The sequence below is a fragment of the Marinibaculum pumilum genome (genome assembly GCF_042646425.1).
In the GTDB taxonomy this organism is placed as follows: Bacteria; Pseudomonadota; Alphaproteobacteria; order Ferrovibrionales; family Ferrovibrionaceae; genus Marinibaculum; species Marinibaculum pumilum.
This window is the reverse complement of sequence record NZ_JBHRTR010000017.1, coordinates 24,252-37,710: the sequence shown is the minus strand read 5'-3', so window position 1 is coordinate 37,710 and position 13,459 is coordinate 24,252. Positions and strand designations below refer to the sequence as shown.

9 protein-coding genes are annotated in these 13,459 nt (G+C 69.9%); 2 read left to right on the top strand and 7 right to left on the bottom strand.

All coding sequences use genetic code 11. From position 1 onward, the window contains the following. Positions 1-141: 141 nt before the first annotated feature. The 4 genes from ACFOGJ_RS06430 to ACFOGJ_RS06415 are packed head-to-tail and all read right to left on the bottom strand — an operon-like array spanning position 142 to position 7,340. The gene (locus ACFOGJ_RS06430) at positions 142-3,201 is read right to left on the bottom strand and encodes a hypothetical protein (RefSeq protein ID WP_379898999.1); all 3,060 of its coding nucleotides are present in this window, start codon (positions 3,199-3,201) and stop codon (positions 142-144) included. 13 nt (positions 3,202-3,214) lie between these two features. Beyond that, on the bottom strand, positions 3,215-5,515 hold the full coding sequence (locus ACFOGJ_RS06425) for a hypothetical protein (protein ID WP_379898998.1): 2,301 nt from the start codon (positions 5,513-5,515) through the stop codon (positions 3,215-3,217). Beyond that, the gene (locus ACFOGJ_RS06420; RefSeq protein WP_379898997.1) at positions 5,512-6,384 is read right to left on the bottom strand and encodes an endo alpha-1,4 polygalactosaminidase; all 873 of its coding nucleotides are present in this window, start codon (positions 6,382-6,384) and stop codon (positions 5,512-5,514) included. Before ACFOGJ_RS06420 ends, ACFOGJ_RS06425 begins: the two co-directional genes overlap by 4 nt. Next, positions 6,381-7,340 (bottom strand): NAD-dependent epimerase/dehydratase family protein, encoded by a 960-nt coding sequence (locus ACFOGJ_RS06415; protein ID WP_379898995.1) that lies wholly within the window; start codon positions 7,338-7,340, stop codon positions 6,381-6,383. The genes ACFOGJ_RS06420 and ACFOGJ_RS06415 overlap by 4 nt, the downstream gene beginning before the upstream one ends. A 260-nt stretch (positions 7,341-7,600) precedes the next feature. Between ACFOGJ_RS06415 and ACFOGJ_RS06410 the strand changes: the two genes are divergently transcribed. Both ACFOGJ_RS06410 and ACFOGJ_RS06405 read left to right on the top strand, forming a co-directional pair. Further along, positions 7,601-8,272: a nitroreductase gene (locus ACFOGJ_RS06410; RefSeq protein ID WP_379898994.1), complete on the top strand. Its 672-nt coding sequence runs from the start codon at positions 7,601-7,603 to the stop codon at positions 8,270-8,272. 153 nt (positions 8,273-8,425) lie between these two features. After that, entirely contained in the window at positions 8,426-9,514 is a 1,089-nt protein-coding gene (locus ACFOGJ_RS06405) for a diiron oxygenase (RefSeq protein WP_379898993.1), read from the top strand. Between the two features lie 169 nt (positions 9,515-9,683). Here ACFOGJ_RS06405 and ACFOGJ_RS06400 read toward each other — a convergent pair whose 3' ends face one another. The 3 genes from ACFOGJ_RS06400 to ACFOGJ_RS06390 form a co-directional block, all read right to left on the bottom strand. Continuing rightward, positions 9,684-11,081, bottom strand: a complete 1,398-nt coding sequence (locus ACFOGJ_RS06400) for a PRC-barrel domain-containing protein (RefSeq protein WP_379898992.1) — start codon at positions 11,079-11,081, stop codon at positions 9,684-9,686. A gap of 166 nt (positions 11,082-11,247) precedes the next feature. After that, positions 11,248-12,276, bottom strand: coding sequence for an NADP-dependent oxidoreductase (locus ACFOGJ_RS06395; RefSeq protein ID WP_379898991.1), 1,029 nt, complete (start codon positions 12,274-12,276; stop codon positions 11,248-11,250). Positions 12,277-12,383: 107 nt separating this feature from the next. Continuing rightward, positions 12,384-13,349, bottom strand: coding sequence for a flavin reductase (locus tag ACFOGJ_RS06390; protein WP_379898990.1), 966 nt, complete (start codon positions 13,347-13,349; stop codon positions 12,384-12,386). Between the last annotated feature and the right edge of the window lie 110 nt (positions 13,350-13,459).

Here is a 13,459-nt window from a genome sequence, read left to right as displayed (position 1 = left end):
CGGCGGCGGCGGCCGGCCTTGCCTGCTGCTGGGCACAAGCCGGGGCGGGCACCTGGAGCAGCAGCACCGCCCCGGCCGCCATGGCCCAAAGGACGGGCCGCGCCAGCGGCCGGCTGCGCCATGCCTCTGTGAACCGTGCCGTCATCGCAAGATCGACCTCGCGCGGTCGACATCGCCCAGGTCCAGCAGCACTTCCGCGAAATCGTCGCGCAGGCCCAGATCGCCGGGCCGTTCGGCATAGAGCCGGTCGAAGATGGCGATCGCCTCCCCCGAGCGGCCCAGGCGATGGGCGATCTGGGCGCGCAGGATGCGGGCATCGAAGGATGGTGCCGCCTGGGCGTCGATCAGCGCCGCGGCCTGGCGATAGCGTTCAGCGGCCGCGTCCGTCATGCCCAGCGCGCGCTCTGCCTCGGCCAGGGCATAGAGGTCGTCATAGCCGGGCCGGGCCAGCCCGATATAGCGCAGCAGCAGGTCGCGGGCCCGGGCATAGCGGCCGTCCGCCGCGGCATAGCCGGCCAGCTGGCGGATCGCCTGCGGATCGTCCGGTTTCACCGACAGCAGCCGCTGCCAGGCACTCTCCGCCAGCTCGGCCATGCGCGCACGCTCCGCGATCCCGGCGAGCGATTGCAGGCGCTGCGGCTGCGTCGTCCGGTCAATCGCCGCCGTCAGCGCGCCCCGCAAGGTGTCGCGGCGCCCGGCCCGCAGCAGGGCGCCAAGATAGCCCTCCCCGGCGGCTTCCGGGGTGATCCGGCCGGCATCCACCAGCGCGATCAGCCGCGGCCCGCCGCCCAGACTGCCCAGCAGGTCCAGCCAGCCGGCCCGTTCGGCGCCGCCGGCGGCCAGGGCCTGGCTTTCCACCCAGTCCAGTGCCGCCGGGCCGGGCCGCGGCCCCCACAGATAGGCGAGCTGGCGGGCATCGCCGCTATCGGCACTGCCGCCGGCCGCGAGCGTCTGGAAGATCCGCACCGCCCCCGCCTTGTCGCCGAGGTCGAGAAGCCCGAACGCCGCCTCGCGCCGCCGGTCCGCCGGGGTCCGGGAATCCAGCCCCTGCTCCAGCAGGAAGGCGGCAAGCGCCGACCGGTCGCCGCTGCTGCGCAGCAGCTCCTGATAGGCGGCGGCCCAGGCCCCGCCCCGGCGTTCCGCATGCCGGGACAGGAAGCGCAGCGCATCCGCCGGCGCGCGGTCGGCCAGCAGGGACAGGCGGGTCTCCGTCTGCGTGGCGGTGAGCCGCCCGGAGAGGAGCTGTTCCTCCAGCAGGCGGGTCAGGCGGCCGGTCTCTCCGGCATCCCGGGCGGCATCGGCGAAGGCGAACAGCCATTGCTCCCCATCCGGCGCCGCCGCCGCCTCGGCGGCGCGCATCTCCAGGTAATCGAGCGCCTGTGCCGCCCCGCCGACGGAGAGCAGGTCGAAGGCGGCCTGGTCACGCTCCGCCCGGCTGGCATCGGGCCGGTCCAGCTCCGCCGCGTAGATGGCGCGCAGCCCGGCCTTGTCGCCCAATGCGGTCAGGACCTCGATGCGGGCGGTGCGCGCCGCGGCTGTGTCCTGTGGCAGCCGGTCCAGCAGGTCCTTTGCCTCGCCGGCGCGGCCGGCCAGGACCAGGGCGGAGACGAGGCGCAGCTGCGTGTCGGTACTGTCGTCGCGGGCGGCCAGGCGGCGCGCGGTTTCCAGCGCGAGCTCCGGCAGCCTGGCCGCCGTTGCCGCGCCGTTCAGGTCGCGCAGCACGTCCAGGCTCAGCTGGCCGGTGCCGGCCAGCCATTGCGCAACCGCAGCGCCCTGTCCCTCGGCGGCCGCCAGCACCGCCCATCCCGGATCGGCGCGCGACCCGGTATCGCCGCTGCGCAGCGCCTCGAACAGCGCCAGGCCTTCGCGGGCGCGACCGGCAGCCAGGAACAGCGAGGCAAGCTGGGTCAGGTAGCTCTGCGACATGGCGGCAAGCGAGGGCACGGCCCGCATCACCTCCAGCGCGCGGCCGCCCTCGTCCAGCGATTGCAGCAGGGCGGCGAGGCGCTGCCGGTCGCCGGCCCCGCGGACCCTGGCGATCGCCCGGTCGACGACGTTGCGCGCCCGGGCGCGGTCCCCCAGGGCAAGGGCGATGCTGGCCTCCAGGATCGGTTCCTTTGCCAGATAGTCGGGTGAGAGCCGGGCATCCAGGTCCCGGATCGCGCCCGCATCGCCGCGCTGCCTGGCAGCATCGACGAAAGCGGTCAGAAGCTGGGCGCCCAGGGATTCGGGCGGACGGGACGCGATCGCCGCCCTGGCTGCCGCGTAGTCCCCGAGCAGAAGCGCGACGTCGGTCAGCCGGGGCACCAGGTCCGGCGCCAAGGTGCCGGCCTCTGCCCAGCCTTGCATGGCGGCAAGCGCGTCCGCCTGCGCACCGGCGGCGATCCAGGATTCCACCAGCGCCGCCTGCAGGTTCGGATGCTCCGGCGCCTGGTCTGCGACCGGCTGCAGCAGATCCACCGCATCCTGCGGCAGGCCGGCAGCTCGCATCTGTTCGGCCACGAAGACCAGCAGCGGCACCGGGTCGCGTTCCCTGGCCGCCCAGCCCCGCGCCCTGGTCATTGCCTCCGCTGTTTCCCTGCGCGCCACCAGCAGGTGGATCAGCAGCGCCTGGCCGAGCTGCGGCAGGACGGTCGCGCTGCGGTCGTCTGCCGCCTCCAGCACCGCGACCGCATCCTCGAAGCGCTGCTGAGCCGCCATCACCCGCGCCAGTTCGACGGTGTCCTCCGCACCCGCGATGCCGCGATGCACCATCTCCTGCAGGTTCTCGATCAGCGGGTCGAGACGGCCGAACAGGCCGTACTGCCCGATCAGCCAGCGCAGCTCCGACGCGCTGCGCTGGTCCAGCGGGATCTCCTCCAGCACCTCGATGGCGCGGCCGTATTCCTGCCCGGCCCGGTAGATGTCGGCCTGTCGCTGCAGCGCGCGGTTGGGATCGGCATAGGCGAAGCTCAGTTCGCCGGCGATCCGCACAGCCGCCGCGATCCGGCCCTGCGCCTCGTAGATGCGGGCCAGCGCCGACAGGGTGCCGATGCTGCGGTCGCCCGCGGCGTACTGGGCCTCGTACTGGGTCACCGCCTCGTCGACATCCTGGTCGCGCAGGCTGATCAGCGCCCGCTCCGCGCCGCGCGGGATCAGCATGTAGCCGGCCGCCAGCAGCCCCAGGGCGACGATCAGCGACAGGAGCGCGATGCGCAGCACGCCGGCCCCCGGTTCAGGAGGCGCTGTCGGACGTGCCGGCAGCCTCCGGGCTGAGTTCAAGCCGCAGCCATCTCAGCCCGTCCGCATCGACCGTGAAGGCCAGGCGGCCGGCCGCATCGGCGGTCGCCCGCCCGCGCCAGACCTCGTCTTCGCCGGCCAGGACGTGGATCGCATAGCTTCGGCCGGGCTCGACCCGCCAGGTGAAGGCGCCCGTGCCATAGCCGCGTGCCTCTGCCGTGACCGCGCCGGCGGCGCCGGGCTGCAGCGCCCGCAGCGGCCAGCGCGCCTCGATCAGGTAGGGGCGGTCGGCCGCCGGCGGGATGTCCGTCCGGTCGATCGCGGCCAGGGCGACGACCGGCGCCTTCGCGACGGGATCCAGCGCCACGTAGAGCGATCCCTGGTAGTGCCGCTGGCCGATCACGCCTGCAGAGCGGCCGAAGTCCACGGCCTGGAAGGCCGCATCGTCGAAGCGGATCGTGTTCAGGGCGCCGCGGTTCTCGATCCGCCAGACGGATCCGCCGTCCTGGCCGCCGATGGCGACGATGCGGGTGCTCTGGAAGCCGTCGACGATGGCGGCATAGCGGCTGGCCTCGATCGGTGCGATCTCCGACCGCCGCGCCAGGTCCAGGATGCTGACCACGGCTTCCAGGCTCTCCGGGAATTCGCCGGAATAGTTGTGGTAGTAGAGGTTGAAGGGCTTCAGCCGCCGGGGCCGCTCGGTGTTGCGCAGGGTCGCGGCCAGGTAGCGCAGGCCGTAATAGCGCTCGCTCCAAAGGTTGGTATAGGTGTTCTCGTTGCTGGCCTGGGCATAGGGCTGGACGATGCCGTTGCCGGTGAAGGCGAGGCCCGAGACGAACAGGACCGACGGATATTCCGGGTCGAAGCGCGGGTCGCCGCCGTTCATGTTGGTCATGCCCGCCGCCCGGGTCTCCCGCACCGCCTTCGGAAAGGGCGAGGTATCGCCGGACCATTGCACCAGCGCGACCTTCTTGCCTGCGGGCAGCACCTCCTCGATCTGGCGGGCGGAGCCGGCAATCTCGTTCTCCAGCGACCAGGGCACATTGGCGAAGGCACGCATCACCGGATGCTCGTCCGCCGCCGTGCCTTCGGAGATCAGGTAGCGGTCCTGCGGGGTCAGGTTGAAGCTCGCCATCATCCGGTCCCAGCGATTGCCCTCGGTGCTGGGCGCGCGGCCGGCCTTGACCTCCAGTTCCTGCTCCTTCTGGGCGTTGTAGTGGCGGAAGAAGCGCCAGACGAACGGGTGGGAGTAGGTATGCGTGGCCGCCTCGATATGGGGCAGGGCGAAGAGCTCCCGCGCCAATTCCAGGTCGTCCGCCGAGGCGAAGTATTTCGTGTCGAGTTCGGCCGCGATCGGTGCGACGGTCACAGGCAGGTCGGGATAGGGCTCCCATGCCTTCTTGAACAGGGCCCAGGTGGCGCCGGATTCCCGGTCCCGGAAGCCGGGCACGCGGGAGATGTTGCGCCAGCCGTCGCCGTCCACATGGCTGAAATAGATCCGCCGCCCTGCCAGGGTCGTGGCATCCGGGCGCGGCAGCCCGTCGACCCTGAAGATCCGGGAAAAGAAGGCGAAGGGGTCTATGATCCAGCGGCCGCGCACGATCTCCGGATCGAAATAATACTCGTAGCCGGCGCCGGCAAAGCCGCCATTCTCGCCGATGATGACCAGCGGATGGTCGGCGCCCTCGCCCCCCTTGGCGGCAAGGTACAGGGTCGCGCCGGCATCGCCCTGCCGGAACACGGTATACGAGGGATAGGGCCGCATCGGCGCGCGCTCGTAGCCGATCATCCCGGCCTCGCCCTGCGACAAAGCCATGTCGTAGGTCAGCAGCCGGAAATCGCCTGTCGCCTCCAGTCCCAGATGGCGCAGGAAGCGGTCCTGCTGCTCCACCGGTGCGCCTGTGGTGCCGGTATCGCCCAGCACCGCAAAGGGAATACCCTGTTCAAGGAGCGCGGTGGCCCAGCGCAGATAGGCCAGCGGCTCGGGAACCTCGCCGCCGAACCAGGTCACCACCCCGCGCAGGCCGGGGATCGTCTCCGGCGTCGGCAGCGGGTCGCGGATGTTGTGGTAGACGACCTTCAGCCCCAGCTGGTGCAGCGGCATGGTGGCATAGGAGCCGACCCGTGACAGGCGGATCGTCTCCTCCGACTGGCGGTCGTAGAGCGCCAGGATCGTCCGCTTCACCACATGCTCTTCCGGCCGGGCCTGGCTCTGTGCGTGGGCGGTGAGGCCCCAGGCAGGCAGCAGAAGCAGGGCCAGCAGCCAGGACAGGGCCGGTCGGATCGCCTGCCTCACGGCTTCGGTTCCGGGACCAGCCGGTCCAGCTCGACCGTGGCGACATAGGGCGAGAAGCCGTTGCCGCGCTCGATCTCGTAGATCCTGGCGATGGTGTCGGTCTGCTCCGGGTACCAGTAGTCCAGGGTCAGGATGTGCAGCGCAGGATTCGCCCTGCGCGCGCCGTCGAGGATGCGGACCTGCTCCTGGTACAGATCCTCCGGCACCCAGCCATATTCCTTCGTCTCGAAGTCGTAGTCGGTGCGCACCGACTCTCCGAGCACATAGTCCACCGCATCCGCCACGTCGGGCAGCAGGTCGTAGCCCCGGTTCAGGATCACCGGCAGGTCCGGATAGTGGCGCCGGATCGCGCGCACCAGCCGGCGGCCCGCCTCCGTCATGCCGGCATAGGCTTTCGGATCCTCGCGTTCCAGGTAGCCGGCATTGTCCAGGGTATCGAGGAAGATGCCGTCGAAGCCTTCGCGCAGGACCTCCGGGATCAGCCTGTTCAGCACCATCTCCGTCCAGCGGGGATCGCGCAGGTCGACCATCCGGCTGTCCGGCCAGCTGGGGTTCTGCAGACCCAGAAGGCCCATCTTCTGCACCAGGCCGTAATGCGGCTCGTAGTTGGCGACCTCGCCGACATTGATATAGCCGAACAGCCGGACCCCGCGATCCTGCAGCGACCGCAGGTCGGGATGGTGGCGGCCGTCGAAGACCACCAGGTCGTAGTCTGCGAAGGCGGCGGCGGGCAGCTGGTCGGAATAGTAGACCGCCCAGTGCAGCGGATCGGGGCGCAGCGGGTCGGATTGCTGAGCGGCGGCCGGCGAGATCATCGGCAGCAGGCCGAGCAGCGACAGCAGGGCGGCGAGGCGTTGCCGGGCGCTCACAGCTGGTCCTCCGCCCCGGCGGCGGCGAATTCCGCCGCCAGCCAGTCGGTCACCGTCTTCAGGCCCTCGTCCAGGGGGGTCCGCGCTGTGACCTCCAGCACCCGGTTCAGCCGGGAGGGGTCGCCGATCGAGTGACGGATATCGCCGGGCCGTTCCGGACCGGTCTCGATCCGCGGCACCTGGCCGGCGGCGGCGGCGACCTGCTCGGCCAGTTCGCGCACCGTTGTCGCCCCGCCGGTGCAGACATTGAAGACCTGCGGTTCCGGGCCGGCCTTCTCCAGCGCGGCGCAGAGCGCTGCGACGATGTCGCTGACATGGATGAAGTCGCGGCTCTGGCCGCCATCGCCGAAGATCCGCATCGGTTGGCCGGCCAGGCAGCGGCGGGCGAAGATCGAGATCACGCCGGAATAGGGCGAAGTGGGGTCCTGGCGCGGCCCGAAGACGTTGAAAAAACGCAGGCCGACGGTGTGCAGGCCGAAAATGCGGGCGGCCACCCGGGCATGCTGCTCGCAGGCCAGCTTGTCTGCGCCATAGGCCGAGATCGGCATCACATGCTCCGTCTCGCCCAGGGGCAGGCGGTCGCAATCGCCATAGACCGCGGCGGAGGAGGCGTAGACCACGGGGATCTTTGGATGGTCGGACTTCGCCACGCATTCCAGCAGGCCGACGAAGGCGCCGATATTGATGCTGTGGCTGTCCTGCCAGTCGCGGGTGCAGCGCTCGACCGAGGCGATGGCGGCCAGGTGGACGATGCCGTCCACGCCCGCCACCGCATGATCCATCAGGCTGCGGTCGCGGATGTCGCCCTGCAGCAGGTGGGCGCCATGCGGCGGCAGATTGTCCGTGCTCCCGGTGGAGAGATCGTCCACCACCACGGCTTCGTGACCCTCCGCCACCAGGCGGGAGATCAGGTGGGAGCCGATGAAACCACAGCCCCCGGTCACAAGAATACGCATCTCTGGCCCATATCCCGGGCCCAGCAGGCTGGGCCCGACCCTCCGAAGAACGGCCGCTGCCGTCCCGCCAACTATAACATGGCTGGCGACAGGATTCGGGCCGGTCCGCCGCCCTTGACCGAACGGACAATCTGGCAGCATTGACCGCAGCGGCGGCCTCGCCATGCTTTGGCGCCATCGCAGGCGCGCTTTCACGCGCCGGCCCCTCCCCCTGCCCATGCCCCCGGAACCGCCGGGCGGCCCGAACGACAGGAGTTTCCATGAAGGTCAGCGACGCCCTGCAATCGCGCATCACCTGCCGCGCCTTCCTGCCCGACCCGGTCCCGGCGGAGACCGTCCGCGCGATTCTCGACGGCGCGAAGCAGGCGCCGTCCGGCGGCAACCTGCAGCCCTGGTGGGTCTGGGTCCTGGCGGGAGAGCCGCTGCAGGCGTTCCGGGCGGAGATCCAGCGAAAGATGGCCGCGAACCCGCAAGGGGAGGAGCCGGAATACCATGTCTATCCGCCCGGCCTGAAGGAGCCCTATCGCAGCCGGCGCTTCAAGTGCGGCGAGGACCTCTACGCCACCATCGGCATCCCGCGGGAGAACAAGCCGGCCCGCCTGATGCAGCTGGCGAAGAACTTCGACTTCTTCGGCGCCCCGGTGGCCCTGTTCTTCGCCATCGACCGCGAGATGCAGCAGGGTCAGTGGGCGGACCTGGGCATGTTCCTGCAGTCGATCATGCTGCTGGCCCGCGAGCATGGCCTGCACACCTGCCCGCAGGAGGCCTGGGCGCGCTGGCCGCAGACGATCGGCAGCTTCCTGGATATTCCGCCGGAGCTGATGCTGTTCTGCGGCATGGGGCTGGGCCGGATGGACGAGAACCATCCGATCAACACCCTGCGCACCGACCGCGCCCCGGTGGAGGAGTTCGTGCAGATGCGCGGCTTCTGACCATCCGGTCGCCGGGTTGCCGGTCCCGATACAAATTGACGATCGGCGCCCAATCCGTCAGCTTGGCGCCACAACCAGGCCGGGAACCGCCGGGACAAGGTGGACGGCGGGATCGGGACGCTACAGGTGTCGGGCAATGGGAGAGAACGGGCGATGAGTACCGCGCAGCACTACGCCATTCCGGTCGCGGAGACCGGCTGGACCTTCGACGGCAGGTCGGAGGTCCAGTTCACCTGGGAATATGACGAGGGACGCGCGGCGCTGCTGGGGCTCTACGACAAGGGCAAGAAGCAGCAATGGGACGCCGCGGAGCGGCTCGACTGGAGCCACGAGGTCGACTGGGAGAACCCGATGGCGCTCCCCGACCAGCAGATCCCGATCTACGGCACGCCGATCTGGGAGAAGATGAGCGGCAAGGAGCGCGCCGAGCTGCGCCGGCACCTGCAGGCGCACACGATCTCCCAGTTCCTGCATGGCGAGCAGGGGGCGCTGATCGCGACGTCGAAGATCGTGATGACGGTGCCGGATGCGGATTCGAAGTTCTATGCCGCCACCCAGGTAATGGACGAGGCGCGGCATGTGGAGGCCTTCTCCCGCCTGCTGCACGACAAGGTCGGATTGGCCTACCCGATCACCAGCGGGCTGCGCACCCTGCTGGAGCAGGGGCTGTCGGACAGCCGCTGGGACATGACCTACCTGACCATGCAGATCCTGATCGAGGGGCTGGCGCTGGCGGCCTTCCAGCGCAACCGCGACGTGTCCGGCGATCCGCTGGTGCAGGCGGTGCATGCCTATGTGATGCAGGACGAGGCACGCCACGTGGCCTTCGGCCGCCTGGCGCTGCGCGACTACTACCCGCAGCTGACCGAGGCGGAGCGGGCGGAGCGCGAGGAGTTCGTGGTCGAGGCCTGCTACCACATGCGCGACCGCTTCAGCCAGCGGGAGGTGTTCGAGAATCTGGGCATGGACCAGGAGACCCTGCTGGACATGTTCCGCGGCAGCGAGGTGATGCAGCAGTTCCGCGCCCGCCTGTTCACCCGGATCGTGCCGACGGTGAAGGATATCGGTCTCTGGGGGGAAAAGGTGCGCAACGCCTATGCCGATATGGGCGTGCTGGACTATGCCGATTTCGATGCGGAGGAACTGCTGGCCGCCGACGCGAAGGTGGCCGAGGACCTGGATGCGCAGGCGTTCGTGGCGCGGGAGACCGGAAAGGGTCTGGGGGCAAGCGCGGCGGAATAGCCCGCCCGCCTGCAGAGGCAGAAAGGGCCGCCGCAGCGGAGGCTGCGACGGCCCTCTCCGTTGTGCGCCGGGCGCCGGATCAACCCGGGAGGGTCGATGCTGGGCGGGTCAACCGGCGCCCCGCTGCCGGGGCAGGTGGGGATCCGCCCCGGTCAGCGGGCCTCCCACATCAGCGGGCTTCGTAGGCCTGGCGCAGGGTGCGCTGCATCGGGATTTCCCGATAGCGCTCCATGTCGATGTCGGGCATCGATTCCAGGTCCTGCTCGGTCAGCCGCGGCAGGGTTACCCGGTCGTCGGCAAAGGCCAGCCGGTTGATCGGCAGGGCCACCTCGCGGTCGCCCAGGCCCAGGATGCCGCCCACGCCGACGATCGCGTAGATGCGGTCGCCGGAGATCGCCATCCGTTCGACATCGCCGACATCCTCGCCCTCGGCGCTGTAGACGTCGTCGCCCACGATCTCGTCGACCCGCGCGCCGTACATCGGATGCTGCTGCATCACCAGGATGACGCGCTCGCGCTCGGTGCGCATCTCGGCCTGCTGCCGGTCGCGCTCGCCGGCATCGGCCGACTGCTGCTGCCGCTGCATGTTGCGGTCGCTGTCCGCGGTCTTCTGGATCCGGACCTCGGCCTTCTCCTGCTGCACCTGGACATCGGCCTCGTCCGCGCCGGTCACGCGCACCTTGGCCTCGCCCTGCTCGACATCGACATTCGGGTCGCCACCCGATTCGAAGCGAACCTCGGGCTTCGCCTGGTCGACGGTGACGTCGGCGCCGACATTGGACGCCTCGGAAACCTTGACCTGCGGCCGCGCCGCATCGACCTCGACCTGGGCCTCGGATTCCTGCACGACCACCTCCGGCTCGGGACGGACGAAGCGGATCGTCGGCTTCGGCTGGCGAACACGCACCTGCGGCTCGACGGAGGCCACGTCGACATCCGGCTCCGGCATCTCGATCTCGACGACCGGCTTGGGGATGTTGACCGTGACGTCGGGCTGCGCCTGCTGCACGGTGACGATCGGCGCCGGCTGCTGGACGTTGATGGTCGGCTTCTGCTGGCGGACCACCACTTCCGGCTTCGGCTGGCGCACTGTCACCTGTGGGCGCTTCTGGTCCACCGTCACCTGCGGATCCGGCGTCTCGACGGAAACCTGCGGCTCCGGCTGCTTCACCACGATCTGCCCGCCGCCGGCGGCCGCGGTCACGGTCCGGCCGCTGTCGCGGGTCCGGGCGAATGCCTTGCCGTCGGTGTCGAACAGGATCAGTGCCGCCTCGACCTCGGCAAAGACGTCATGCGCCGCGCGGACATGCTGCATGCATTCGCGGCGGCTGTCGGTGTCGCGGGCGGCCTTCAGGCTCTGGCGCGCCTGCCGGCGCTCCGCGGCCGTCAGCCCCTCGCTCTGCGCGACCGCGCGCTTCATCCAGGACGTGGCTTCGCTGCAGGAGATCTCCGACATGCCGGACATGTCGCGACCCTGCGTGGTGTCGTTCTGCTGCGCGGCAGCCAGGCCGGGCACGGTCAGCGCCGTCGCGGCAAGCATGGCCATAACGGTGGTGCGGGTCCTCATCATCCTCTCCCCTCTCTGTGTTGATTGGCTTGGACGATGTCCTGCCAACAAGAGGGGGAGGGGATTGTTCCAAAAACTATCTAAAAGCCAGCCGGTCCGCTGCGCTTGTTCTTGTGGTTCAAAAATAATGTTTCACGAGTATTTTCTCCGTGAAACATAACCCATGTTAATCCGGCAGGTCGGCGACCTGCACCATCAGCTTGCCGGTGTTGCCGCCCTCGAACAGCTTCTTCACCGTCGCTGCGGCATTCTCCAGGCCCTGGACGATGTCGGTCTGGTACTTGATCTTGCCGGCGGCGTGCCAGGCGATCAGGTCGTGCATCGCCTCGGGGAAGCGGGCGGCATAGTCCAGGATGATGAAGCCCTTGATGGTGGCGCGCTGCATCAGCACCTGCTCGAAATTCGCCGGGCCCTGCACCGGGCCTTCCGCGTTGTACTGCGAGATCAGGCCGCAGAGCGCGATCCGCGCGTTCAGCCGCAGGCGGGCGAAGATCTCGCCCATGATCGGGCCGCCGACATTCTCGAAGTCGATGTCGATCCCGTCGGGCGCCAGCCGGTCCAGCGCTGCGCCGACATCCTCGTCGCGATAGTTGATGGCACCGTCGAAGCCCAGCTCCTCGGTGATCCAGCGGCATTTCTCCGCCGAGCCGGCAATGCCGATCACCCGGCAGCCCTTGATCTTGCCGATCTGGCCGACCAGCGAGCCGACCGCGCCGGCGGCCGCGGACACGACCAGGGTCTCCCCCGGCTGCGGCCGGCCGATGTCCAGCAGGCCGAAATAGGCGGTCATGCCCACACCGCCGACCAGCGCGACATAGCCGGGCAGGGGCAGGGTGCGGTCGGCCGGGAGCTTCGCCAGCGGCATCTTCGCGACGTCGACGGTGGCATAGTCCTGCCAGCCCCACATGCCGCTCACCAGGTCGCCCGGCGCATAGCCGTCGGCATTGCTCTGGTCCACGACCCCCAGGGTGACGCCGCGCATCACGTCGCCCACCTTCACCGGCGGCATGTACTGTTTCGCGTCCGACATCCAGATCCGGTTCGTCGGGTCCATCGACAGGATCAGGGTGCGCACCCGCACCTGCCCGGGCCCCGCCTGCGGCGCCGGGCTCTGCGCGAACTCCAGATCGCCTTCGCCGATATCGCCCACCGGCCGGCGGGCCAGCCGCCACTGTCTGTTCGTCTCGCCGCTCATCGGCCGTTCTCCCGGTATATCCCCGCGCGGGTCATTTCCGCCGCACGGATCGCTTCAATGTTCGCTGCGATGCGCATTGCCCGGACGGGCGAGGCGCGTGTCGTCTGTCAGGCGGACGATCCCGCCTCGCGCCCGGCCAGCCGCCGCAGCGCGGACAGCAGCGCCTGCCGCTCGGCCGGCGCGCAGTCCTGCAGCAGCGCCTCCTCCTGAGCCTGCGCACGGGCGGACAGGTCGTCGAGCTGTGCCTGGCCGGCGGGCGCTATGGCGACCCGATGGACCTGGTCCGGCCCGTCGGGGGTACGCTGCAGGATGCCCCGGCCGACCATCCGGTCCACCAGGTCCGCGACATCGCTGCGCTTCATCACCGTTTCGTCCGCCAGCGCCTCCAGCGACAGGCCGCTGCCGCCGGCCAGGGCCGCCAGGATGCGCCACTCCATCACTTCCAGCCCGGCCTCGCGCACCGCGCGGTGGAAGGCGCCGGCCAGGCGCTGGCTGGCCTGCGTCACCAGGGCATGCAGATGGTCCTGCGCAAAGGGGCGATCGGCGGCATTGCGACCGCTGCGGCCCGACCAGGCCAGTTCCGGATGTTCCTCCAGCGCCGCATAGCGGCCCTCGTGGAAGACCAGCGGCACCCGGTCGCTGTGGCTGTACTTCAGCACCTCGCCGACGAAGATCAGGTGGTCGCCGCCCTCATAGACATGGGCGGTGCGGCATTCCAGGCAGGCGACGCAATCGTCCAGCAGCGGCACCCCGCCCGCACCGGTGGCACAGGTCAGGCCGTCGAACTTGTCGTCGACCGTACGGGCGAATCGGTTCGACAGGCCCTGCTGGTTCTCCGCCAGGATATGCACCGCGAAGTGGCTCGCCTCCACGAAAGTCTCGAAGCTGCGGGCGTTGCGCCCCAGGCTCCACAGCACCATCGGCGGCTCCAGCGAGACGGAGTTGAAGCTGTTCGCCGTCACCCCCACCCACTGCGCCGGGTCCGGGCCGGCGGTCGCCGTGACGATGGTGACGCCGGTGGGAAAGCGGCCGAGGGCCTGGCGGAACAGGCGCGGGTCGAAAGTGCTGCTCACGTTGGCTGGATCCTGCCCTGGTGATGGTCTTCTTGTGGTCGTGGGGGCCGCCGCGGCGGCGGACCCGGCCAGGAAACAAAGGCCAAACCGCCGCAGCGGTCAACCGCGCC

What these genes read in the sequence shown, in the direction of transcription:
- ACFOGJ_RS06415 (WP_379898995.1), bottom strand. Translation starts at nt 7,340, where the DNA reads ATGCGTATTCTTGTGACCGGGGGCTGTGGTTTCATCGGCTCCCACCTG.
- ACFOGJ_RS06410 (WP_379898994.1), top strand. Translation starts at nt 7,601, where the DNA reads ATGAAGGTCAGCGACGCCCTGCAATCGCGCATCACCTGCCGCGCCTTC.
- ACFOGJ_RS06405 (WP_379898993.1), top strand. Translation starts at nt 8,426, where the DNA reads ATGAGTACCGCGCAGCACTACGCCATTCCGGTCGCGGAGACCGGCTGG.
- ACFOGJ_RS06400 (WP_379898992.1), bottom strand. Translation starts at nt 11,081, where the DNA reads ATGAGGACCCGCACCACCGTTATGGCCATGCTTGCCGCGACGGCGCTG.
- ACFOGJ_RS06395 (WP_379898991.1), bottom strand. Translation starts at nt 12,276, where the DNA reads ATGAGCGGCGAGACGAACAGACAGTGGCGGCTGGCCCGCCGGCCGGTG.